At 60.4% G+C, this 25329-nt stretch carries 19 protein-coding genes; 11 read left to right on the plus strand and 8 right to left on the minus strand.

The window, feature by feature from the left end; all coding sequences use genetic code 11:
- Positions 1-74: 74 nt before the first annotated feature.
- The 4 genes from VGG64_27425 to VGG64_27440 all read left to right on the plus strand — a co-directional run bounded on the left by VGG64_27425 (position 75) and on the right by VGG64_27440 (position 6093).
- Entirely contained in the window at positions 75-971 is an 897-nt protein-coding gene (locus VGG64_27425) for a PP2C family protein-serine/threonine phosphatase (protein HEY1603365.1), read from the plus strand.
- A gap of 194 nt (positions 972-1165) precedes the next feature.
- Entirely contained in the window at positions 1166-2782 is a 1617-nt protein-coding gene (locus VGG64_27430; GenBank protein HEY1603366.1) for a DUF1549 and DUF1553 domain-containing protein, read from the plus strand.
- Between the two features lie 64 nt (positions 2783-2846).
- On the plus strand, positions 2847-4199 hold the full coding sequence (locus VGG64_27435) for a DUF1501 domain-containing protein (GenBank protein ID HEY1603367.1): 1353 nt from the start codon (positions 2847-2849) through the stop codon (positions 4197-4199).
- A gap of 304 nt (positions 4200-4503) precedes the next feature.
- Positions 4504-6093, plus strand: a complete 1590-nt coding sequence (locus VGG64_27440; protein HEY1603368.1) for a hypothetical protein — start codon at positions 4504-4506, stop codon at positions 6091-6093.
- Between the two features lie 64 nt (positions 6094-6157).
- Here the strand turns inward: VGG64_27440 and csrA are convergent, their stop codons facing one another.
- The 7 genes from csrA to VGG64_27475 form a co-directional block, all read right to left on the minus strand.
- Complete coding sequence (gene csrA, locus VGG64_27445; protein HEY1603369.1) at positions 6158-6421, minus strand: carbon storage regulator CsrA; 264 nt, start codon at positions 6419-6421, stop codon at positions 6158-6160.
- 395 nt (positions 6422-6816) lie between these two features.
- A complete protein-coding gene (locus VGG64_27450) occupies positions 6817-7704 on the minus strand; it encodes a hypothetical protein (GenBank protein HEY1603370.1) in 888 nt (295 codons plus the stop codon).
- Positions 7705-7712: 8 nt separating this feature from the next.
- Positions 7713-8288: a YceI family protein gene (locus tag VGG64_27455; GenBank protein ID HEY1603371.1), complete on the minus strand. Its 576-nt coding sequence runs from the start codon at positions 8286-8288 to the stop codon at positions 7713-7715.
- Positions 8289-8374: 86 nt separating this feature from the next.
- Positions 8375-8854: a MarR family transcriptional regulator gene (locus tag VGG64_27460; protein HEY1603372.1), complete on the minus strand. Its 480-nt coding sequence runs from the start codon at positions 8852-8854 to the stop codon at positions 8375-8377.
- Positions 8855-8986: 132 nt separating this feature from the next.
- Positions 8987-9784 (minus strand): indole-3-glycerol phosphate synthase TrpC, encoded by a 798-nt coding sequence (gene trpC, locus VGG64_27465; protein ID HEY1603373.1) that lies wholly within the window; start codon positions 9782-9784, stop codon positions 8987-8989.
- Positions 9785-9881: 97 nt separating this feature from the next.
- Positions 9882-11465, minus strand: a complete 1584-nt coding sequence (gene purH / locus VGG64_27470; protein ID HEY1603374.1) for a bifunctional phosphoribosylaminoimidazolecarboxamide formyltransferase/IMP cyclohydrolase — start codon at positions 11463-11465, stop codon at positions 9882-9884.
- A gap of 221 nt (positions 11466-11686) precedes the next feature.
- A complete protein-coding gene (locus VGG64_27475) occupies positions 11687-12952 on the minus strand; it encodes a PQQ-binding-like beta-propeller repeat protein (protein ID HEY1603375.1) in 1266 nt (421 codons plus the stop codon).
- A gap of 407 nt (positions 12953-13359) precedes the next feature.
- Between VGG64_27475 and VGG64_27480 the strand changes: the two genes are divergently transcribed.
- Positions 13360-17319, plus strand: a complete 3960-nt coding sequence (locus VGG64_27480; protein HEY1603376.1) for a hypothetical protein — start codon at positions 13360-13362, stop codon at positions 17317-17319.
- 209 nt (positions 17320-17528) lie between these two features.
- On the opposite strand, the gene VGG64_27485 is transcribed toward VGG64_27480, so the two are convergent.
- Positions 17529-18029: a DUF2147 domain-containing protein gene (locus VGG64_27485; GenBank protein ID HEY1603377.1), complete on the minus strand. Its 501-nt coding sequence runs from the start codon at positions 18027-18029 to the stop codon at positions 17529-17531.
- A gap of 1006 nt (positions 18030-19035) precedes the next feature.
- Here VGG64_27485 and VGG64_27490 point away from each other — a divergent pair.
- The 6 genes from VGG64_27490 (at position 19036) to VGG64_27515 (ending at position 25319) form a co-directional block, all read left to right on the plus strand.
- Positions 19036-19254 (plus strand): hypothetical protein, encoded by a 219-nt coding sequence (locus tag VGG64_27490; GenBank protein ID HEY1603378.1) that lies wholly within the window; start codon positions 19036-19038, stop codon positions 19252-19254.
- Positions 19251-19967, plus strand: a complete 717-nt coding sequence (locus VGG64_27495; protein HEY1603379.1) for a PEP-CTERM sorting domain-containing protein — start codon at positions 19251-19253, stop codon at positions 19965-19967. The genes VGG64_27490 and VGG64_27495 overlap by 4 nt, the downstream gene beginning before the upstream one ends.
- 500 nt (positions 19968-20467) lie before the next feature.
- Entirely contained in the window at positions 20468-21511 is a 1044-nt protein-coding gene (locus VGG64_27500; GenBank protein HEY1603380.1) for a PEP-CTERM sorting domain-containing protein, read from the plus strand.
- 324 nt (positions 21512-21835) lie between these two features.
- Entirely contained in the window at positions 21836-23593 is a 1758-nt protein-coding gene (locus VGG64_27505; GenBank protein HEY1603381.1) for a LamG-like jellyroll fold domain-containing protein, read from the plus strand.
- A gap of 585 nt (positions 23594-24178) precedes the next feature.
- Positions 24179-24313 carry a hypothetical protein gene (locus tag VGG64_27510; protein HEY1603382.1) on the plus strand — a complete coding sequence of 45 codons (135 nt, stop codon included), beginning with the start codon at positions 24179-24181 and terminating at the stop codon, positions 24311-24313.
- A gap of 64 nt (positions 24314-24377) precedes the next feature.
- The gene (locus tag VGG64_27515) at positions 24378-25319 is read left to right on the plus strand and encodes an aldo/keto reductase (GenBank protein ID HEY1603383.1); all 942 of its coding nucleotides are present in this window, start codon (positions 24378-24380) and stop codon (positions 25317-25319) included.
- Positions 25320-25329 lie beyond the last annotated feature (10 nt).

Below are 25329 nucleotides of genomic sequence, written 5' to 3' on the forward strand. Positions count from 1 at the left end.
CGATAGTGCGGGCTGAAGATGTCGGGCGTCGCCCGGCGCGCCTCGCATCAGATCGACACCCGGAGCAGATGCCTGTGGCCGACTCGTGGAGATACGCGCTGCGAAAAGCATTTCGCGTTGGTCTGAGTGCCCTGCGTAGGATTGTCTATTTTCCGCGGCGTCAGCTCAGCCGGTGGAGTGTCCCCGATGCGCCCCCCGCGACCACGGTCGACGGCACGCCTGCTCGCGCGGTGCATCGTATCCGCTGTGCCGAGGTGTGGGGTGGCATTCATAATGCCGATCTCGAATGTGTCACCAGCGGCGTCCGCGCTAGCTTGCACAGTAGCGCCTGCGACGGCGGGCGCGGGGGCGACGTCTATTACTTTAGCGTCTGCGGCGCGGACTCCTTGACGCGCGTCGCACTGGCCGACGTAACGGGTCATGGCGAAGCCGTGAGCCGCGTGGGACAATGGCTGTACGACGCCCTCGCGGCACGAATGAATTCGCTGCGCGGCGACCGGGTGCTAGGCGAGTTGAACGATCTGGCAGAACACTACGGCTTCGCTGCCATCAGCACGCTGGCTGTGGTGCAATACTATCGTCGCAAGACGCGGCTTTATGTCTCTTACGCGGGCCACCCTCCAGCGCTCGTCTTTCGACAGCAACTGCGCACCTGGCAACCGGCCGAAGTACCGGAGGGCGCGGGCCTCGTGAACCTGCCGATTGGCGTTAGCGATCAGACGCACTACCAGCAGCACGCCATACCTTTGGCAAGCGGAGACCGGGTCCTCCTATATACCGATGGTGTGCTCGAAGCTCCGGGTCGCGACGGATCGCAATTCGGCCTGGAGCGATTGGTTTCGATCGCCCAGGCTTCGAATGGAAAAACGCTCTTCGAGTTCAAAACGGCGGTGATGGATGCCGTACGCGAACATACGGGCGGACCACTGGAACATGACGACGTCACAGTGCTGGCAATGGAGGTGATTTAAGGCCCGAAAAATGATTCCGTAGACCTCCATATTACGCACTTTTACCCGTGGCATCCGAAATATGCCCGATAGGCCGCACAAAAAGCCTGGCGCCGGGGACGCTTGCAGGCGATACAATGAATGCACGTTTCCACGGGCCAACGTTCGCACCGCTTGACGGTGCGCCCACGTTTCATGGATCTAAGGGGTCAGACATGTCGCGCATTGGCCGATCCGTATCGTCGGTTATTGCGGTTCCTTTAGCGTCGCTCGCGCTACTCCTCACTGACGCGCGCCAAGCTACCGCCGAGTCGCCAACGGTGGTTTCCGATTCCGTGGAACCTCGGGCAGAGCGCGCCGACCAGCGCATGACGGCACGGATCGATGAACTGTTAACCGCCGCCTGGACTGGCCAGCACATGGAGCCGGCTCCTCTTGCGAGCGACGCGGAATTTCTGCGCCGTGTCAGCCTGGATCTGACAGGCGTCGTGCCGACGGTCGCCGAAGTCCGGGCCTTCCTCACAGACGCTGATCCCGCAAAGCGCGCGCGGGTCATTGATCGCTTGCTCGATTCGCATCGGCATGCCGACCATTTGGCTACCACCTGGCGCAACATGATGGTGCCACGGGGCAGCACAGTGGACGGCTTCGATGGCCAGGCAGGCTTACAAACTTGGCTGCGTACCGAGTTTGCAAAAAACGCTCGCTACGATCACCTGGTGGCCGATCTGTTGGTAGCCACGGGTGCCGCACGGCAAGGACCGGGGCTGTTTTTCACCGCATTTGATCTCAAGCCGGAGGAACTCGCGGCCAATACGGCGCGCATGTTCCTGGGCATTCAGATTGAGTGTGCCCAGTGTCATGACCACCCCTTTGACAAATGGACGCAGCAAGATTTTTGGGGCTACGCTGCATTCTTTGCCAGGCTCGGGCGCGATGGAGACATGCGGCCCGGACAAACAATGCGACTGATCGACAAGCGGGCCGGCGAAGTCATGCTGCCTGCCACGGACGTCGTGGTGCCGCCGCGATATCCGCGTGGCGAGGTGACTATAGATGATGGCTTCGGCACCCGTCGGATGAAACTCGGCGTGTGGATGGTTTCGCGGGACAATCCTTTTCTCGCGCGTGCGGCGGTGAATCGGGTGTGGGCCAATTTGTTCGGGCGCGGCCTGGTCGAACCCGTCGATGATCTGTCGGTGCGCAATCCTGCCAGCCATCCAGAGCTTTTCGAGGAATTGGCGGCGTATTTTACGGAGACTGGCTACGATCTGCGAAACCTGTTCCACACGCTGGCCAACACGCGCGCGTATCAACTTTCGAGCCGCACGTGGGACAACGCACCGGGCCGGCCGGAATTGTTCGCACGCGCCACGGTAAGGTCTCTCACTGCAGAGCAACTCTACGATTCGGTAATGCGCGTAGCACTTGCCGACGACGCGGGCGCGGCCCGCGGGCAATCGGATAGCGGTTTTGACGTGCGGCGGCAGGCATTCGTCGCCAAAATGCAGTCGCAAGCACAATCGAAGCTCGACTACGACGCGGGCGTCGCGCAAGTGCTGGAACTATTAAACGGATCGGAGATGGCATCGGTAACGGCCAATCCGACGAGCGGAATGTTGGCGGCACTCGAAGCGCCAGTATTCACGGACCGTGAACGGATCGAAGTCCTTTTCCTGGCGACGTTGTCGCGCGGCCCGGACGAGAACGAACTGACTCGATCGCTTGAACACCTCGCTCAAGGCAACTCGGCAAGTGGTGATACCAGTAGCGCCCTGGGAGATATCTTGTGGGCCCTAGCTAATAGCGCGGAGTTCGGCTTGAATCATTGACGCCTGTCAGAAGCACCGGCACACTTTGTCCGGGAGTCGAGTTTAGGTTACGCCCGAGGACCCTATGAAAAATAATCTGCTGAAATTGCTCGCGGAAACGCCCTCGCGACGTCAGTTTCTCAAGGCTGCAGGCTGGTCCGCCTTGGGTTGTAGTGCCAGCGGCTGGTTGCCGCGTTTGGCGCACGCGCTGGCAACGGACGACAAGCGTCGTCGGCAGTGCATCTTGCTGTGGATGAATGGTGGTCCCAGTCAGCTCGATACCTTCGATCTGAAGCCAGGGCACGCCAACGGAGGAGAGTTCAAGGAGATTGATACCACCGTGCCGGGCCTGCGGATTAGCGAACATCTGCCACGTTTGGCGACCCAAGCCCAGCGGCTGGCGATCCTACGCGGCCTCAGCACGAAGGAGGGGGATCACGGTCGCGGTACATATCTAATGCGCACCGGACACTCGCCGGGAGGGCCGGTGCGTTATCCGGCGATCGGATCGTCTTTGTCGAAGGAATTGGGCAGCGATGACGCCGAACTGCCGCATTACATCAGCATCGCCCCTTACCAACAATTCAACCAGGCCGCCTTCGGACCAGGATTCCTGGGGCCCAAGTACGCGCCAGCCGTCGTCGACGCGCGGCGCACGGGCGGCGACGCCAACCAAGCCTCCAGCTATGCCGACCTGCGTATCGAGAACTTATTGCCCGGTGATGCCGCCGCCGCGCGATTGCCAAATCGCGTCGATTTATGGCAACAGTTTGAGACCAATTTCCTGGCGTCGCACCATGCTCCGTCCGTGGTCGGGCATAAAACGGTCTATCAACGGGCGATGCGCATGATGCGCAGCCCCGCCGCCGCGGCCTTTGATCTTACTTCTGAGCCGGACGCCGTGCGTGACACTTATGGGCGAGGCGTATTCGGTCAAGGTTGCCTGCTCGCGCGGCGATTGATCGAGCAGCGCGTTCCGTTTGTCGAGGTGAGCCTCGGCGATTTCAGCAACGGGACGAACAATTGGGACACACATCAGAACAACTTTGCCACGGTCAAAGTGCTCTCCGCGCAACTTGACGCCGGCTGGGCGTCGCTCATGCAGGATCTTGAAGATCGCGGCCTGCTCGACTCGACGACAATACTCTGGATGGGAGAATTCGGCCGCACGCCTATCATCAACCAGATGGGTGGCCGCGACCACTACCCCAACGCGTGGAGCTGCGTCATGGCGGGAGGGGGCATACAAGGAGGCCGCGCCTGCGGTCGCACAAGCGCCGATGGCACTGCGATCGAGGAAGGAAAGGTGGCCGTCGGGGATGTACTCGCCACCTTGTGCCAGGCCCTCGGGGTCGATCCCGAGCAGAAGAACACGTCGGAGCAAGGGCGGCCCATCCGCATCGCCGAAGGTGAGCCGATCCGTGAAATCCTCGCCTGAAATTGCGCACCGATCGTTACTTGTCGCAGGATGCAGTAGCCGCGATGTGCTGCGTCGCGGCGGCCTTTTCATGGCACTCTGCTTAGTCGCAAACGTCTGCGGGTGCGGAGTAGCGCCGGGTGAGAGCGCTACATCGGATCCAGCGGCCGGACCCGCATCTCTTGTTGATAAGAAAGACGCGCTGCCGCCTTCCGAAAAAACACCAGCGGACGAAAACGCGAAATTGCCCGCCGACAGCGCTGCGAGCGATTCTGCTGCATCTGCCGCCGCGGTCGACGTGGTCACCGAACCCGCTGAACCTACCGTGTGCGCGATCCCTGTGGGGAGATTCCTACTGATTACGCCCGCAGGGCCTTTCATCTGCGCGGTAGCGGTTGGCGGCGATGGTCAACGCCAGGTCGAGGAACTGGAGAAGCTCGTCGATGAAGCGATGCAGACCGCCCTACCTGTGGGCCAGGAGACACCGACGTGGCAAGCCGCCGTCGAGAGCCGGCCGTTTCGCTATGGTCAATTCGGTAATCTGGCATTGAAGACAAGCGAAGAGCGCCAGAAAGCGATCAGGGACTACGATTGGAATCGAGACGGACGAATTAATCGTGAGGAGATGCGCCGCTTTTTGACGCGCAATCGGCGCAGTGGCGACGGATTCCTGACCGTACGCTCGAACGACCCGCGAGCAGGGCAAGACGCGGTTGCCGCGCCGACGTGGCGATTGATCGACACGGACGGCGACCAGATCCTCTCACCAGGTGAGATGCAAGCAGCCCCGGCGCGATTGCACAGCCGAGACGAGCGCGACGACGATCTGCTGACCACCGGCGAGGTCGCGCCCCGCGTCGAACCGCTGGAATCAGGGCGACGCCCCATCGCGTCACCACAAACCGCCTTGGCAATGCTCTTATCGACGGACACGAAGTGGGATGAATTGCCAGGCATTTTCCGTGTTGCCTACCCTCGCGGCCAAAAGTCTACGGCGGTCGGTGCGCAGCGCGCCGTAGAACTGCTGCAAGAACTCGATCGCAATTTAGACGGCTATTTGTCGGACGAGGAGCGGCAGTTGTTTGTCACGGACGAACCCCATCTACAGATCGAGGCAAGTTTCGGCGCGCAGGACACGGAGTCTCCTGATCAACGGCCGCTGGCGATCGTGCCCGCGGTTTCGGCGGACGTTTGGAAATCGGTTCAAACGGATGCGGTCGCGGCGCGCGTTTCGCTCGAAACGAGCGGGCTGACACTGCAATGGTTCCTGTCGCCAGCATCCGCCGCGACAGGCGATACGGAAATGACCGCACAGTCGCAGCTATCTCGCTACGACCGGGACGCCAACGGCTATCTGGATCGTGAAGAGGGGAGTGCCGCGGAACAAGCGATCGGACCCTTCGACGGCCTTGACGCAAACGAGGATGATCGGGTTTTTCCGGAAGAATTCGCGACGTATCTCACGCGGCAGCGCACTGCCTCGCTCTCGCAGGTGCAAGTCCTCGTCACCCGCGCGGCGGATCCGGTCTTTGGGGCACTCGATGCCGATTATGACGAAAGGCTCGGCGCGCGGGAAATCGACGGTGCCGCGGGGCGCCTCGCGACTTTCGACGCCAACGGCGATGGATCCGTTACGTCCGACGAGATCCCAGACCGGATGATGATCGAGTTGTCGCGCGGTACGACCACGGGTGGCATGATGGCCGACGTACCGAGCACGAGCCCGGTGATCGTCCCGCGACGGCAAGGACCCACGTGGTTTCAACGCATGGACTCTAACGGGGACGGCGATGTGTCGCGGCGCGAGTTTTTGGGCTCGCACGATCGCTTCGTGCAATTGGACAACGACCAAGACGGTTTCATTGATGCCCACGAGGCCGATCGCACGACGGTACCCGCCGACAAAGACGAGTGATCCTGCTGCGCAGGCCGGCGCAAATGGGACACCCTCTATATCAACGCTGCCAGGCGGCGCATCATTATTGTCCCATTTCGTGCGATAAAGCCGGAGCGAGCGAAGCGGACGCCAGTCGCACCGTGGGCCAGAGACGATTTTTCGGCAGCGAGTCGGCGTTGCCCGTGTCGGTGCGAAGACGCTCGAGAACCTCACTACGGAATACCGGTGTCTCGCGCGGTGCTTCGATTCCTAGGCGGATCGTCTGACCTTGCACGCTCAACACCGTAATCTTGATGTCACCGTCGATGACGACTGACTCTCCCTTTTTGCGCGATAGAACAAGCATGGTAATGTCCTCCTTGACCGTGTCGAATATTGACCGTCGAACTATTGATCGGTGCGCTATTGGTCCTGATTATGAAGACGCCGGGCATGCCAAAGCGCTAGCTCGCTCTTCGGCCGCCGAGCAACGGATCGGGACTGATACTTCGCGATGACGAAAGGCAGGATCTCGCCAATGATCCTGACGGTGACTTGTTGACGCTCTGCCGGACAGATCGTGGGGTCCGTGCACAAAACATCGAAGCCGATTCCCATCGAAACGCCCTCCGTGCATGGTTTTCATAGCATACCTACATAGTGTACGCATGTCAACTTCATGTGGTTCGCTACGCCAGAGGAATTCTCGCTCGTGATAGAAAAAGCTTTGGTGGTAAGGGGTAACAACTGGGGCGAGCACGGTTAACCATAGACGCTACTCTCGGCGGGACGATCTGCCAGAACGATCGCGATAGCCACCGCCGCCAGGGCCAGTAAGATCGCCGCCTGCACGCACCATCCGATGAGCGGACGATGGCGAAAGCCCGGCACCTCTCCGAGCCAGGGAACTACGGTGAAGGAGTGCAGTGTAAGGGCGGACGCAAGCGGCAGTTCGGCAAACAGGTGGGCCGCCGCCAGCGTGGCGCCCAACACTGCTGCCGACAGCTGACCTACCGTGCCATTTGCGGCTAGCCACGGCTGACGCCAGGCAAATGCCGCGAGAACCGTCAGGCATACCGCAAAGCCACCGCAGATCTGTCCCAGGCTCAGGCTCCCGCCCATAGCGACAGCGACTGCACAGGCGGACGAGCACGCGGCCAATAAGAGCGGCAAGCCAACTCCCGGGCGACGCAGCGCGATTTGTCCCAGCGCGACCTGCCCCGCCAAGATCATTGTTCCCAGCGTGCCCCACCACAAACCTTTTGATAGTGGTGGCAACTCGCTGGTCGGCGGCGAGGGAGCAAAAACCGAGGCAATGCCTCCTGCCGCCAGCGCGCTACTTAGAATCGTTGCACGCGAGGTCCGCCACCGGCCGGCGCGCGCGGCAGCCAGCGCCACGGCGCTGGCTGCCACCACGAGCAAAGCCACATACGGTAATCGGCGGGTAATATCGGCCGGCCAGAAGTTCTGCCAGCCTCGAATACCCACATCCGCGACGGTGATTCCGATAGCGAGCGTCAATGCGACCGCCAGCCCCTGCGTGGTGGGCCGGCCTGTGGCCATCGCCATCGCCAGGCAAAGACCCACCGCCGTCGCGCAAGCGGGCAACAAAATGGTCACTAGCGCGGCGTGCAACTCGATATCGGTCATGGAAGCACTTACTTGCGAATCCCTTCCAGACTTACGATCAAGACGACGTCATCCCCTAATCCTTGCGGCATAAACTGAATCCCAAAGTCGTGCCGGTTGATCCGCAGTCGGGCTTCTAGACCTTCGCGATAGTCCTTGAAGGGGCTTGGTCCTCCGCCAGTCAATTCGACCACGATCGGCACGGACTTGGTGACACCGTTGATCGTCAGGTTTCCGGTAACGTCTAAGGTGCTGGCATCTTTGCCGGGCCGCACCGCGGTACTCTTAAACGTGGCCGTGGGAAATTGTTTGACGTTGAAGAAATCGGGACCCTTGAGATGCTTGTCACGGTCGGCGTTGGCCGTGTCGACACTGGCGGTTTTCACCGTTAGATCCAGTGCGCTTTTGGCCGGCGCCGTCTTGTCGATGACAAAACTACCAGAGACGTCGTTGAACCGTCCGTAAGAATATGACGTGTTCAAATGCTTGATGCGAAACAGCACGGTGGAGTGCGCCGTGTCGACGGTAAACGTCTCCTGGGCAAGCCCAACGCCGGACGAAACGGCAATCAACAATGCCGCGGACAACATCTGACGGATGCGCATGGTATTCACCTCTCGTTAAAAGCCGCTCACGACGCGCGTCGCTCAATCGTTCGCGCGCACGGTGTGGCGTTATTGAAACGTTACGATTACTCGCTTGCTTTGTTCTCGCGCGGAGGCCGCACTTCTTCCAATAAGGCGTTGAGCTGTTGCAGTTTGCTGCGAGTGACATGCTTGAACTGTGCGGCGTGCATGGCGACCACAGCGGAGTCCAAGGGGGCCAGTAGCGCGAGCCCGGCCGGCGTGATCTCGCTTAACACCATTCGCCGATCGGCCTGCGAACGCGTGCGGCTAATCCAACCTTGCCGCTCGAGCGTGTCGAGGAGCCGCGTCATATCCGGATCGCGGGCGATCATGCGCTCGGCGATCTCGCTGCAGGGAAGCGGCTCGGCCGCGCCACGCAAGATGCGCAACACGTTGTATTGCGATCCGGTCAAACCCTGCCGGCGCAACAGTTGCGCGCTATCCCCCGACAGTTGATCGACGGTACGAACCAGATTCAAAAAGACTTCTTGTTCCAGGCTCTGGAAAGGCCCGCGTTTCTTGATTTCCTGTTGCAGGCGTCCCATGCCGGGTAGATATACTCCTCGTGAGGAATATCCGCAATAGGAGCTTTCTTGCTGGAACGGCCGTGAGCATTTCCGTGCGATTGCCGGAGTTCCGCGCGACGCAGCGTACCGGTCGAGAATCCGCGCAGGGCGTTATGGATCTTGTGCCGATCGCCCCAGAATCGCGTCGACCGCGGCACCAATATCCGGGCTGGCCATGAGCGATTCGCCTACCAAAATGGCGTCGACCCCGGCTTGCTCCAGGCGTTCCACATCCGCACGATTGCGAATACCACTCTCGGCCACTAGCACACATTCGTCGGGCACGCGCTCGCGCATCCTCAACGTGTGATCGAGATCCGTGACAAAAGTGCGCAGATCACGATTATTGATGCCGATCAATGTCGCACCGGCATCAAACACGCGCTGCAGGTTCTGCGGTTCGTACAACTCCACCAACGGCGACATGCCTAGTTGGACGGCTTCGTTATGTAAGGAACGGAGGTGGCAATCGTCCAAGCACTCGGCGATCAGCAACACCGCATCGGCGCCTGCCGCCCGGGCTTCCAGCAGCTGATACGTATCGAGGATGAAGTCTTTCCGTAACACCGGCAGCGAGACGTCTTCCCTAATGGTTCGCAGGTATTCCAGGCTGCCTTGAAAGAAATGCTCGTCGGTGAGCACGCTCAGGCAGGTGGCGCCGTGCTGCTCGTAAGTGCGCGCGATCGTCAAAGGGTCGAAGTCCGCGCGAATAACCCCTTGCGAAGGGCTCGCTTTTTTTACTTCGGCAATCAGTCGAATGGGCCCAGGGGCCGCCAGTGCGGCGAAGAAGTTGCGCGCCGGCTGGGCGTCGGCAATTTGTCGTTCCAGGACCTTTGCCGGGCAAGCGGCTTGCGCCGCCGCGATTTCACGGCGCTTGTGGGCGACAATCTCGTCGAGAATCGTCGACATGACTAACAATCACGCATTGAGGAAAAACTTGCAAAGGGCTCGCTAATGCGGAACGCCAACTATTCCCTAATCGATACGCGTTGAACATGCTGCCGCGTCAATGCTTGAAATGACGGCGACCGGTAACAGTCATCGAGATGCCGTGCCGATTGCAGGCGGCCGTCACTTCGTCGTCATTGCGCGAGCCACCGGGCTGGATCACGGCCTTGATGCCCGCCGCAGCGGCCAACTCGATTGAATCGGCAAAGGGGAAGAAGGCATCCGAAGCGAGCACTGCCCCCGGGGCGCGATCCGCAGCCTTTTCGATGGCGATTCGTACACTGTCCACACGACTCATTTGGCCGGCCCCCGTGCCGATCAGCGTGAGATCCTTCACCAATACAATGGCATTGCTCTTCACGTGGCGAACGACGCCCCAAGCGAAGTCCAAGTCGGCACGCTGTGCGTCCGTGGGGCTCGTCGCCGTGACGGTCGACCACTGATCGTTCGGGTCGGGCAACGCATCGGCCTCTTGCCGTAACCAACCACCATGGACTTGCCGGTGCTCCCAGCGCGGCTGTGGTGGCCCCCACTCACCGACTTCCAGCAACCGCACGTTGGCTTTCCATTTCGGACGTGTCGTCAGTGCGGCAATGGCTTCTGGATCGAATTTCGGGGCCACGATCGCTTCGATAAACAGCCCCGGCTCGCACAGCACCTCGGCCGTTGCCAGGTCAACCGTGCGGTTAAAGCCCAAGACTGAGCCGAAGGCACTGAGCGGATCGCCAGCCAACGCGCGCCGGGTCGCATCACCGAGCGAGCTACCGGCGGCAGCGCCGCACGGATTATTGTGCTTGATCACGACAGCCGCCGCTTCCTTGACGCCACGCACGATTGTCAGGGCGCTATCCAGATCGAGCAAGTTGTTGTACGACAACTCTTTGCCGTGCAATTGCCGCCCTCCGACAAGGTTCGGCTCCAGCGTGCGATCAGAGTAAAGTGCTGCCCGCTGGTGTGGATTCTCTCCATAGCGAAGCACTTCCTTCAGTTCCAGTGCCGGATTCAGGCTGGCGGGGAAATCACTATCGCTGCCGGGCTCGGCCGCGGCGAACCAATGGGCGATCATCGCGTCATACCGCGCCGTGTGCGCGAAGGCCTCGGCCGCTAGCCGCCGCCGCAACTCGAAAGTGAGTCCGCCGTGGGACGTCATTTGTTCGAGAATGGCCCGGTATTGGCGGGGGCTGGTGGCGATGGCCACGAAAGCATGGTTCTTCGCGGCCGCCCGTACGAGCGATGGTCCACCGATATCGATGTTTTCGATCGTTTCTTCGGCGCTGGCGCCGCGCGCCACCGTTTGCTCGAACGGATAGAGGTTTACCACAACCAGTTCGAACGATTCCATGCCATGCTCGACCAGGGCGCGCTTGTCTTCGTCGTGGTCTCGCCTCCAGAGGATGCCGCCGAAGACCTTGGGGTGCAGCGTCTTGACGCGGCCGTCCATCATCTCGGGAAAACCGGTGTAGGCGGCGATGTCTCGGACGGCCAACCCTTGCTCGACCAGGAACCTCCGCGTGCCGCCTGTGCTGTAGATATCTACGCCCGCTGCGGCCAGTCCATGGGCAAATTCCGCCAATCCTGTTTTATCGCTGACGCTGATCAGTGCGCGGCCGACTTTGACTGCCCGGTCTGATGAAGTATTCACGATCCGTCGTTCCCCTCGCAACTCTACCGCTGAAACGGCGCCCGCTACTGAATCAGGCGCGCCATGATCCCCCACACTGCCCTAGAAGATACCGCGCCCTGTCACACACCGACAGGACCGCATCCTTCCCTAGACACAAGCAGTCCGTGCGGCGCGAGCGTTTCCGCCAGGCCGCATCCCAGGCACCATGCCGCGCTAGCAGCGCATGGCGTTCGTCGGGTTTATGGTTGGGAAACGCTGCCGAAGGGATCTTCGGCCGGCGCGCCCTCGTCGGCGGCCGGTGCTTCAGCCGTCGCAGCGGGTTGCCGAGCGGCGGCAGCAGGGGCCGGTGCCAGGTTGGGATCTGGCGGCAGGGCATGAACCAGCGGGGTCACCCGCTCGATCTCGCGCAAACACTGCACGAGGCCTTTCTTGGTGGCCAGGTAAATGCGATCCGTTTGAATGTTGACGACTTTGATGGGTAGCAACTCCGTCGACAAACGATCGAGATGCGCGCCACTGCGGCGGTCGAGAATCATGAGACGCCCCGTTTCGTCGGCCGTATAAAGTCTCGTAGCGCTAGCAGAAATGAATTTCGACACGTTTCCCGTAAACCATCGTTCGGCTCCCTTTTCCGCCGACAAGCAGTACATTCCGGATATCTCGGAAATCGTATAAAGGTTGCCGTCGAGTGCGACCGGTGCCTCGCGGGAAGGAGAACCGGTCGAGAACTGCCAGCGTCGCTTGCCGGACTTCTCGTCGATCGCATAAACATAGCCATCCGCCGAGGCGACATAGACCAAAGGCGGCCAATATCCCAAACCAGCTGTGATCTCACCCCGCGTCATAAAGCGATAGACGGCCGTGAGATCTTTCGTGGTTGCCGAATAGACTGCACCCACGTGCGTTGCCCAGATCACGTTCTCTCCGGCAAGCACTGGCGCTTCCTCGATTGTGCCGCGGGTGCGGTACGTCGTTGGCCAGAGTTTGGGTTCTACCAAATTGATTTCGTAGCTCTCCACGGCTCCGGCAAACGTTGGAATATAAACGCGATCTTCGCTCACCGCCGGGGCCGCCGAAGGCGAACCCTGCATGCGACGAGTAAACAGAATCTTGCCGTCCATTCGGCCCAGGACGAACAAGGTCGATCCGTTGCAGACGGCCACATACGAAGCACTGGCACCAACGGCCGTGCAGGGGTGGCCGGGCTTGCCGATGGGCGTGATCCAAAGCGTCCGCCCGCTCTCGGCGTCCAGCGCCTGCACTGTTCCCTGGTCGGTGACGCTGATCAGCGTCCCCTCGTGCAGCGTGATTTCCTTGATTCGTCCCCGACCAGGATCCACCTGCAGTCGGGTGGCCCAGGCGCGGGTCAGTCCATGGCTGCGGGCCATGGTTTCGGGAATCAGTTCAGGGTGACCGGCCTGGCCGAATACGCACTCGGCCCAGGCGCTCACCCATAGCATGCTGACTATCAAAATGCGTGACGAACGGGGGGTGAAGCGCATCATGTCAACCGTTAGTGTGAGTTATCTGCAGGCGTCGAAGGGGCGAAACAAACTCGCGGTCAATGTGTTCATAGTAATCCCAAATGACCCGCGCCGCTGCGGATTTGATGGCTCCTGGGACGTGACCTGTCCCGCGGTGCGCCACAGATTGGATGATGCCGATGGGTTGTGCATTTTCAGGGCCACTCTTAGGATGTGACCGGCGGTGGCAGATTCGTTAGGAATGCCAACGCCCACGCCGCAATGTCCGCCCATATCCACCACGACCCGGCCCGGTGCCTGCTGCGAGATCGCAATTGCAACGCTGGTCTCCCTGAGAGGCGGGGTTCCACCACAACGGGGGGTAGTTTTTGGCGGTCTTTGCGCCCGACGAGATGGCACCTATCCGATGAATTCTGTGCCGCGCCCCCATGAACAACGCTGCTCTGCAGAAGCTGCTCGGGTATCTCAACCTGTCCTCGGGTGCCCCTGATCCCCAGTTGTTCCGCAGCGTCAACGAGGCATTTGGGCTCCTGTCAGCTGCCGGGGCATCCCAAGCACCGTGGCGAGCCTTGGGCACGAAGCTTGATAAGGAGTTGGCGGCGCTTTCTGCCGCCAGTGCGCCGGGATTCGAGAGCATCGACCAGGCGTCAGCGGTCTTGCCGCTGGTCTTCCAAAGGCTGCTGGCCGAGTATCGGGCGTTTCATAGCGACCTCTTGGGGCATCATAGTGATGCAGAACTCTGGCAGCCGTTTTTTATCGCCAAGGCTATCCAGGCGGTCCTGCGCGAGCAGCCCCCCTGGCCCGAGGGAGACCGGATCATCGCTGGGGCGATCGAGGGACTCAACAGCTTCATCGGCCATCGCCCGGTGGCCGTGCTACGCACAGCTCAGAAGATCGAACCGTATCCGCACGAATGGGTTTGCCCCCTTCCTCTGTACGTCGTGGGCGCCGGCGTCGCCCAGGGCCGGTATCACGACCTAATTGTGGCGACACTCGACATTTTGCGCACGAGTGATCGACGAATCCTGGACCAGGCCTGCTTCGATCCCGAGCTGCTCAATGAGTTGGCCCTGGACCCGCGTGCCTACGATTTCGACCATCCGGTCAACAAGCGCCCCAATTACCAGTTTGGCCAGTGGGATCCGCACGCGATCGACAACTCCGGGAATTATCGCCGTTTCGTGTTGCAGGCCGTTACTCTGGACGCCTTGTTGGAACGGGTCGACGACAGTCCGGGCGATAAGGGGGAACTGCTGGCCGAGTCCGCGGCCGTATTGGCCGGCACAATGTTGATGGCAGCCGGCGTCTCGGGTCGTGGTCCTGAAACGCACGATTCGACGACGACCCTGGCCAATTTGCTACCACGCATTGCCGCTTACCGCGACGAGTTCTATCGCAGCTTGCTGGCACGATTCCCGGGCCATCATGGCGACCGGCTACGTACCGAAGCGCAAACATTGCGACAGCCTTTTGGCGGCGCCAGGCATGATCTCAATCAACGGCTGGCCCGTCTGCGTGCGGTGCAGCTGCAGCACGTTCACCTGGCGCGGCTGTTCGCCGCGATCGGCAATCTCGACGCCAGTTCTCGTCAGGCGCAGGTCGTGCCGGTGGCCTCGGCACGGATGCTCTCCGAAATCAGTGGGCGCATCACGATTGGCCACCTGGCGCTCGCCCGCGGGAATGTGAACGATGCCGCCCAACACCTGGCCGAGGCCGACGATCTGCTCAAACGGGCCATCCAGTGCGGCGCTGTCGTCGACCCCTGGAACATCCTCGGATTTCACGGACAATTCAGCCTCTTCCCTGGGTTGGAGAATAGTGTTCGTGACCATCGCGTCGACGTCTTGATTCACCTGGTCACACAAATGCTCAACCTGGCTGTGCAAACGGCTGCCGAAGCAGCGGCCGTAGGCGCCGACGACGCACTATCCGCGGTGACCCAACGTCTGAGCGCGATTGCCCAATGGTGGGACGGCTTCGCGACGTTCGACGTATCGAGCGTCGAAAGCGTCTCTGGCCGCGAATCGGTCGATGCGGCCAATGCTGTCGTCACCGCGTTGACCGCCTGGCGACAAGCCGGTGCGACCGGCGGCGACATCGCCTTTTGGCGAAAGCACGTCAGTCGCTTCCACTCGCCACGCGCCTATGCGCTGGTGATCCAAACTCTGCTCGTGAAACGCGATTTCGTCGCCGCCATGGGGTTGCTGGTCCAATGGCTTTCGGAATCGGAACAGACGTCGCTATCCGATGGCGAAGCTTCGTTTCATCGCCTATCGCAGCAATGGCTGACTTCACTGCTGCCGCAGGCAGAAACCGGCGAGGCCGAGGCCGGCACGGGTTCCGAGCGTTGGGCGCTAGCGGCCAAATTTTTCGACTACCTCGAGGCCAACGCCGGCGACTATTGGGAGGCCCCGCGCCTGGCCTTCGCGGCCACGCAGAATCTCGCACCGGCCGATGAGGACGATGACGAAGACGGGCAAAATCGCTTTGACGCCGCCTATGAAGGGGTAACCTATCTCGACACGACCGACGATGGCGTCGAGGGGGCAACGCTTTCCGGCGACGAACAGGCAAGCGACTACGAACTCGAACTCGAGAGCGGGCGGCTGCGATCTCGGCTGGCCTTCCTGCGTACGCTGGCACGCTTGCGCGTCATCGCCGCGATCAACTGTGGCGCGCCGCCGCAGGCAAACGCAACCGAGCAAAAACACTCCGGCGCCAAGAGCCTTACCGCGCAGCTGGACCATTCCGTCGCGCTGGAACGTGGGCTGGTCGGGCTACTCTCGGCGATCGATCACTTTCGGATCCCGCAACCATCGGCCGAGCATAGCTCGTTGGTCGAGTACGATCGGCGCCGACGAGTCAAGGAATCGCTGCTCGCCGATGTGGCTTCGGCGACCGTCGAATCCGGCGGGTCGGTGCGCTGGATTCGCGCCGCAATCAGTCCGGCGGCCCACGAGCAGCCTGACGCGCCAGAAACGGCGGAAGCGACCGATCGACCACGGTGGGAGGTCTTGGCCACGCCGGTACTCCGCGGCATCCTCGATTCCGATCCGGAACGCGTGCGCGCGGCCTTTCCGGCGCTCCGTGCCGAGCTGGAAAGCCGGCCGATCCTGTATGTGCCCCTGGCACGCGGCGGCGATCCAGAGCAATTGGTCCTCACGCTGTCGATCAAGCAACTGGTGGTCGATCTGCTGGTGGCACTGCCACGGTTGGGTCTGCCGATTGAAGCCTGCCAGCTGATTGCCACGGCCTACGCCATGGAGCGGCATCGCCCCAAGGGAGACCGGGTCGTCACCGAGTTCGATCGCTTGTTCGAGGTCGGATATCGGCCGTTGGTCGAAAGCATTGTCGACGCCGCGGCCGTTGATGCGCAGCAAGACAATCCCCAGGCTGACACGTCGACCGAGGCCAAGCTCGTCGAGTGCTTGCAAGCGCTGACTCAGCCTTTGTTGCAGTTGTGGTTGGAACATAGCCGCTCGGTCCGCTTGTCGGTCTTGGAACGGGTTGCCGAGCCTGACCGCTGGCAGGCTTTGGTCAAGTTCATCGAAACATACGGCCACGACCTGTTCACGCAAAAATTCCTGAACCTGGGACGGTTGCGGGCAATTCTCGACCAAGGGGCAGACGCCTACCTGCGACTGTTAGAAGAGAATCCCGACCCGGCACATAGCTGTCTACTGACCGACGATCTGTCGGCCGGTACCTTGCGTGGCTTCACCCGCGCCGAGGTGGTCGAGCATTTGCAGACCGTCGTCGAGGCGGTGGTCGAGAACTACGCGGAATACAAGGATTTCAATACCACCACGACGCAGTCCGACCACGGCGAGCTGTTGTACACGTTGCTGGATTTCCTGCGGCTGAAGGCCAGTAACGAACGGGTGTGCTGGAATATTCGACCGATCGTGCAGGCGCACGAGATTCTCGTGCGCCGCGGCCAATTGGCTGCCGCCGAGCTGTGGCGCCGCGCCCTGGCCGAACAAACGACCGAAGCTGCGGATGCCCTGCTGAAACAGGCCAGCACCTTGGCCGACCGTTATCAAATGCGTCTCCCCAGCATCACAGCCCGGCTGGCAGAGCGATTCGTGCGTCCGCTGGCGGTCGACGGCATGCGGGCGTTGGTGCGGCCCGCCATCGACGAGGTTCGCACCGCCGGACCAGGCGAGGCCTTTGCGCGGTTGGAGCAAGAGATCGCCGAATTTGCCGATCAACCGACCGGCTCGGGCTTGGAAGTCCCCCCCTGGCTCGCGGCGCTTGAGGAAGAAGCCGCACTTGCGCAAATGCCGATCGCAGATCGAGAATCGGCCGACGTGCTGGCGCGCCGCCTGAAGCGGGTACCGTTATCGCTGGCCGAGTACGCGCAACTGCTGCGCCAGTGGGATGAGTAGAGGGCGGGACAAATGGCCGACGGATATAAATTGCCACCACCCCAGCTGCAGTTCCGCCAAAAGCAATCGGGGAACCACGAATCACACAAATGACACGAATGGGCATTCCGTTTACGGTCTCCCCTTCGTTTATTTCATAGCGTGCGTGGTTAGTATTCGCGGCGTTTCCACTCGACCGGACCTAAACTTTGCATCCCCGGCCGGAAAATCTACGGGCTGGGCTTCTTGTCTCCCTCGCCGGACGGTGACTTTGTTATTTCGTCCGTGTCTTTCACGCGCACAAAGACCTCGGTTCGTCCGAATAGCGAGATGCCCACATAACCGCGGGCGCTGAGCCGGCTGGTGTCGCCGTTCTCGAACCACAGCGTAGCGTTATAGGTTTTGCCGCTGTCGCCGTCGTAAATGGTGCCGCCGACCCATTCTTTTTTCTTGGGGTCGTACGTAAAGTCTTGCAGCATCTCGACGCCCACAAAGGGGCGCTTGCGCAGCTCGAGATCGGGGTTGTATTTGTCGAGTGCGCCCGGCTTGTCGTACTCGATCACCTTGCCGAAGTATTTCCCCTTCTCCAGGCGAACTTCCATCTTGCCGTTTTTCTTGGGAAACCACCATTTGCCCAACACGGCATCCGCAGCGGACGGTTCAGCGGCAGAGACCGGCGCCGCGGCGAAAACGACCAGCATGACCAGCAGACATGCGCAGCGAAGTTTCATCGATGCACCCAAGCGGGTTGAAGGAACAGCGTCGTACTAAACGCCTTGTGACAGACGTTAGTTTACCGTGGCTGCACGGAAAACAGCAATGACGGTTTGCTCCCAACCGTCGCGGCAGAAGTAATCGCGTTCCATTGGGGTAAAAACCCCAGTTTGTCGCCGTCCGGGGCGCTCCGATTTATTCAATTAATGGAATTATTCACCGGTCGGAGAATTGATCACTTGACCGACGACCGTGCACAAATTCCCAGGGAAATCGACGTATTGCGTCCGATTCTGTCCGCGGGGCGGTTTTTCTCGGCTGGCCATCACGATAATGAATTTTGCCACCGCCCCCCCCGGCCCCGCAGGCCGAATTGCCGACCGCGGCGACGGCGTCACGTGCCACCTTTTAGGGCGCGCCGCCCAAGGAGACTTCCCCAACCGGCTGCCCGCAATCGCTCTCGCCGACGGCGCGACACAACGCAGAGCGGCAGGCGCAGTGCAACTCCGCAACCGTTGCGCTTTGGATATATTCCGCGTGTCCCGACGGTGCATCGTGGAGGAAGCCCGACGGCGCGCGTTAGGGTTCACCGCGTGGCAAATCGTTCTGCCGATCCCAATGGAACGATCTGGCTCCTCGGCAAACGACAACGACGAACCGGGCCACGAACTTAAGCAAATGGCTACGCCCCTAGCCCAGCCGGCATTGCAGCACTTCCTAGCCAGGCGAGGCCGGAAAGACAGGGCGGGAGAGAATATCCATAGGAACTTTTACCGTGTGCTGGACCATGGAAAGGACCAGTTACTATAATCGCCGCTATTGGCTGTCTGAGCTCGTCTCTGTGCTCACGTTTTGTCGGAAATGTCAGAAAGGAGGATGCCCGTGCATTCGAACATTCGACGGGTCCGTGTTGTGCGGAGCGTAACAGCTCGCGAATCCTGCGCGTCCTCAATACACAACGTCAAATCTGACGTGCGCCGGCGTATCGTCTGCACGGTGCTCAGCGCCGCAGCACTCTGGGTCATGCCCACCATCGCGTACGGGCAGATACTGGTCGCCGACAACAGGGCGGTTCGCGAGTACTATAACAATGGTGCGACGTTGAACCCGTCGTTGATCACAGGGGTTGATGTCGCCTACGACTTGGCAGTGTCTGGAATGGATCTCTACCTCACAAACTTCGGCAGCGGCCTTGCTAGCGACGGTTCGATTGCCAATACACAATTGCAGGCGCGTCCTTGAATACGCCGCTGGTCTCTGGGCTGACAAGCCCAACAGGGATCGCGGTATCGAGTACGAACGTTTATGTCGCGAATTTTAATCTCGGCACGATTGGCGAGTACGATGCCGTCACAGGCGCAGCGATAAACACGGCGCTGGTCACCGGCTTGGACGGCTCGTCTGGCATTGCCATCTCGGGTAATGACCTATTTGTCACGACAACTGGCGATGGCACTGTGGGCGCCGGATCGGTTCTCGAATACGACGCAACCACGGGTGCGCTCATCAACCCCTCGCTAGTGACGGGCCTGAATTATCCCGTAGGGGTTACGGTGTCTGGATCGAACCTGTTTGTCGTAAATAACGGCGGTGGTGCCGTGAGCGGTTCGATCGGAGAGTACACTACCGCAGGGGTGACGGTGAATGCCGCGTTGGTGACCGGACTGAATGATTTCCCTCAATATCTCGCGGTGTTTGGAACCAGCCTTTTTGTCACGAACGAAACCGCCGGAACGTCTAGCAGCGGTTCGATTGGTGAATACGATATCGCAACCGGGAGCCCGATCAATGCCGCATTGGTCACAGGATTGTTTCAGCCATTTGGCATCGCCGTAGTTGGCCCGCTCGTGCCGGAGCCCTCGACATTCGTCCTCGGCATCGCAGGCCTGGCAGGGCTTATCCTTGTCGCGATGCGGAAAACAAATCGCCACGTTCAGCGCGCCCCGGCCGCGTAATTTCTTCCCGCTCCAGCCCCGCCCGACGCGTTAGCCTGGCGGGGCTTTTTTGCTTCGCAGCCCTGGACATCGACGACGGGAGTGCAGGCCCATTGCAGAAACGCAAACGGCTGCCTCAGCCTATATGGAAGCCGTTTGCATTTTTGATTTGGGGGGGACGGCCTCGGACGATTGCGAAGTCCAATTTTTTTTGGGGTGGCTCGGGTCGAGCGGAGCAAGCCCCTAGTTTGTCGCCAAGATCTGGGGGGCGGCGAATGCGCCGACCCCAGGCACCCAGCGACTTTGCAATGCTCCTGGGGGACGGCCCGGCGAACAGCGTCATGAGCTGAAATCGCCTAGGCGGACGGTACCATTGGCCGCACTGGACGCCGTTGGCACGGGAGCGTCTTTTTGCTTGTGTTCACCCATATGGCTCGTATAGTGCTCTAGGCTGGCGTCCCAACAGACGCACTCGAGACCATCGGGAAGTTAGCCGAGAATTTTCAACGGGGAGAACGCTAATGAAGATCAGTAGTCGCGTTCTATATGGCGGTCTTGCCGCCCTCTACCTTTGCGTTTTGGCGCCATCAGTCCACGCGACGCAGATTCAATTCACGATCGATCCCAGCGGCACGGCCAATGGTCTAGTGGGGGTCGCGCCGACCGCGGCCAATCGTGGCATCTACGCCGCCGGTAGCTATTTGAATCTCAGCGGAAACATGAACGTTCCCTTCAGTCCGGTCGCGGCCTCCGGCAATCTCAAAGCCACATCAACGAGCAGCGGCTCGTTTCCGACAGGCGATCCTGGCAGTCTGACCGGTTTCTTCGGCGGCACACTCAATGTCGATCTCGACAACCTTGCCAATCCATCCTCGATCGCATTGACGGGCGGCAGTAACATCGCTGGCATCAACTACAACAGGGCATACGCTGAAACCCCTGGAAACCCTGTTTTTTCACTGGCGCCTGCGATTGGTGGCGGCACGCTCGCTACTCCTGGAAAAGCTCCCGCCGACTTCGGCATTCGGCTGATGCTTTCCTCCATCGCCACTGCGCCCATAAATGGCAACGCTGCGTTGCGGAATGTCGTAGGGGACATTGCCCAGACGGTGCCCCTGTCGAGCGCACCACTTTCGGGGCCGGCCGGAGACCAGACATTCCCAACAACTGGCAACCTAAGCCTCGGCCTAACCTCGGCCGATTTAGACTACAACATGACCGGCAGCGCATCTCTAGGGGTGCAGTATCCTAGCTTCCTTGGCTCCGGCTCGATTGGCAGCACTACCCTCTCTCCTGCAAATGACGTCGCAGCCCATCTGACCTCTGTGCCCCTGGGCGCGGGCCAGACATTATTGCGGCTCTCGATTCCGTTCCAGACGACGATCACCGAAACGCTTACGGGATTCTCGCCGAGTGCGACGGGCACGATCAGCTTTACCTTTAGTGGTTCAATCGCGGCCTTTGCGGTCGTGCCGGAGCCCACCAGCATGGCGCTGATCGGAATCGGGCTGGCCTGTCTGGCGCCAGTGGGTGTGCGCCGCTTGAGACGAAAAAGGATCGGCTAGCTCGCGCGCCCGCGAGATCAAAAATTCGCAAGGGTCGCGAGCCCTAAAAAATCCTGACCGATCGAAGCAGCATACGCGTCGTATTCCGGCAGCCAGCATTTGGCAGGCATTTGCGACCCGACGTGCGCGCGTCGCTGGCTGTTTGGCGGAAGTGGTCCAATGGATGCAGTCTCGGCGAGAAAGGACCAAGGGCTGTCCCGCGCAGCTACCGCACCGGACGCTTCGGCTCGTCAGTGTAGCATCCAGTGTTGCAGACCCAGCTCGCGGCCAGATTCAAGTGCGTTATGTCGTTGAAGCGTAGCGGACTCCGTACTGGGTGCATTCATGCTTAGATCGTGCGGCCACTTAGCGGGTTTTTGGGTCATGGCCTTGTTGGGGACCGTGGCGCTCGCGGATTACCCCGATGAAGTCCGACAAGATCTGCCGATCGGCTATTGGCGGTTTGTTGATGAGTCCGCCGACGAGGGCATGCTCGCCAAGGATGAGATCGGTCGGCACCCGGGAGTCTATCACGGCGGTATAACGCTCGATGTGGACGCACCCGCGACTGGCGGCAAAGCGGCACGATTTGACGGCAAGTCCGCTTATGTTGAGATACCTTCGCATGCGGATTTCGCGCTCGACGAAATGAGCGTTGAGTTGTGGTTGAAATCGACGCAGTCTTGGGTAGCCCCTTTTTGGCCCGCGAGTGCGACGTTGATCAGCAACGCGACCGCGGGCGATGGCTCGGGCGATTGGGCCCTGCTGGGCGGGTCGACCCGGGATGGCGATCGGCAAGGCTGCGTGATCGTGGGAGTGGGACCAAAAACGGCACACGATGTGTTGGTCGAATCTCCCGGCGCCCTCAACGACGGAGCTTGGCATCATCTTGTGTGGACGCGGTCGAGTCGGGGACTCAATAGGCTCTACGTCGACGGAGGATTGGCGAACGAGGCCGCTGACGGCGGAGGCAGCATTGTCAACGACCGTCCGATTCAGTGCGGTGGCGATCCGTGGCTGAAAGGCAGGTCGCTCATGGGGTCGTTGGCAGAAGTCGCCATCTATCGCACGGTGCTTTCAGCCGATCGCGTGCGAGCACACGCCGAAGCCGCCGGATTGAAGCCTCGTCAGTGGCAATTTGCCACAAGCAATTCCGCAGCACCGGCCACGACCACCGGGCCGCAGACAACCGCGGGTTGGCTTAAATCGAAGGGCAATCCGTTTCTGGGCGGCGCGCTGGGGACGTGCTTTGATATATCGGTTTTGAAGGACGACGGAAAATATCGCATGTGGCTTTCTTGGCGGCCGAAGGCGTCGGTCGCTTTAGTCGAAAGCCTCGACGGTTTGCATTGGACGCCGCCGGAAATCGTCGTCGCTCCGCGCGCAGAAAGCGGATGGGAAGATGACATCAACCGTCCTGTCGTGCTGAAACGCGGCAAGACGTATCACATGTGGTACACAGGCTTCAACGCAAAGGGGTCGGCCCTGGGTTACGCCACAAGCCATGATGGCCGCAATTGGCAACGCATGAGCGAAAAGCCAGTGCTCATTTCCGATCAGCCGTGGGAAGAAGCGTGCGTGATGTGCCCGCACGTGCTTTGGGACGATGCTGAACAGCTTTACAAAATGTGGTACAGCGCGGGCGAGCGAAACGAGCCTAACGCCATTGGCTATGCCACAAGCAGGGATGGCCTCTCCTGGAAGAAGCACTCGGGCAACCCCATCTTCGTGCCAGATCCGCAAAGTATTTGGGAGCGGCACAAAGTCACTGCCTGTCAGGTGATTCAGCAACCCGACGGCTATGTCATGTTCTATATTGGTTTTCGCGACGAGAGCACGGCTCAAATCGGCCTGGCACGATCCAAGGATGGCGTCACGAATTGGTGCCGTCACGGGGCAAATCCGATCGTGCGGCCCGGCAAGAACCAATGGGATCACGACGCCTGCTATAAGCCTTATGCAATATTCGACGGCGGGCACTGGATGTTGTGGTACAACGGTCGTCGTGGTGGTTTGGAGCAGATCGGCTTGGTGACGCACGAAGGCGAGGATCTGGGCTTTGACGTCAAGCCAACAAAGGATGAAGCGTCGGTCGGCAAATAGCCGATCGTCTCTCCGTCCTCCCGCTAATCTGGGCTTTGCCGCTGCGGTCCTGCACCACTAGCTTCGGGCTGATTCTGTAACCAGTCATGCCCGCGCTGACGGTGTGCCGGTTCTGTTTCATTTGAAGGAATCCTTGCCGGGCTTCCGGCCCGTCAGAACTCTTGCACATCCGCTGGCACAATTTCGCGAAAGGGACGAACGTCGTCTGTCGTTTCTTGTATATTCGCGCGACAATGCGACGGATGGTGTGCAGACTAGGGCTCGGCAGTTGGACACGCGGCGGGTTGCGAATTTGAGTGTCGTCACTCGATGACTCCTTACAAGTCCGCAATACACGGCGGCACTTGTTGATTCCCGCTGCAGACCGTCATATGTTGCGCGCCATCAGCATGAAGCAGTCGCGATGACGAAAAACCATTCCGGGATTGTCTCTGTCTTCGCGAACTACGCCGTGGCACTGAAAGCAGCCGATTTGGGTGTCGTTACAAGGTTCTACACGGAGGGCGCTGGTACTCATGTCGCAGGAAGTCGCCCCCGGCTGCGAGTTCTGCCGCCCTTCGGCAAGCCAACGCCGGGTTATTTGCGATGATCGCACTGGACGTTGCGTTTGACGCGTCGCAAGTCGTCGCACTGGCTGCCGAGTTGGCGATTGTTTGCACAGCTTCGACCGGGACGATCAAGAACAATCCGAACAGTTACCGGGCAGTGGCGTTCCACTGACTAGAGATGGCCCTGCGACGTCGCGTGGCTGACGTTCACCTGCGTTATACGGAGCGGTGCGACAATGGTCGATAACGACAAACTTCGCTATACAAAGATCGCCCTCAACAATGGATCGGGCGCAATTCCCGCGCTCGGCTTTGGCACACTCATTCCCGACCCCATCGCAACCAGAACCGCGACCAAGGCGGCGCTGGAGACAGGATTTCGTGCGCTCGACGCGTCGGAACGTTACCGAAATGAAAAGGAGGTCGGCGAAGCGGTGCAGGAGGTATTCAAGGCCGGGAGGATCAAGCGGGAGGAAGTGTTCGTCGCCACGAAGCTCTGGAATAACAACCATCGCCCCGAGCGCGTCAAACCCGCCTTCGAGGCCAGCCTCAAGAGACTCCAAGTCGACTACGTTGATCTCTATCTCATCCACACTCCTTTTGCGTTTCAACCTGGAGACGAGCAAGACCCCAGGGATGCAAATGGCAATGTGCTCTATGACAAAGGGGTGACGCTCCTGGATACATGGAGGGCGTTGGAGGGCCTCGTGGACGGTGGCAAGTGCAAAGCCATCGGATTATCCGACGTCAGCCTGGAACAGGCGAAGGAGATTTTTGAAGCCGCGCGAATCAAGCCTGCGGTCGTTCACGTTGAGTCCCATCCATACCTCCCCGAATGGGACCTTTTGAACTATTGCAAAGCGAATGGCATCGTGCTGCAAGCATTCGCGGCGCTGGGACACAGTAGCGAGCCCAAGTTAATCGAAAATCCTGTCGTCACCGCAATTGCCAAGCGCGTCAACAAGACGCCAGCCCAGGTCTTGCTCGCCTGGGCGATCCAACGCGGGACGGCACTCCTGACCACGGCGACGACCCCTCGCTGGATCAACGAGAACTTTGACATCTCGACGATTCCAGAAGATGCCATGCGGGAGATTAACGAAGGAATCACGTCGCGGGTCAGGTTTAACGCCGTTGTGGAGACTGGCGTTCCCGGGTTCATTCCGAGAGAGAAGTGATATTGAGATG

Source organism: Pirellulales bacterium (assembly GCA_036490175.1).
Classification (GTDB): Bacteria; Planctomycetota; Planctomycetia; order Pirellulales; family JACPPG01; genus JACPPG01.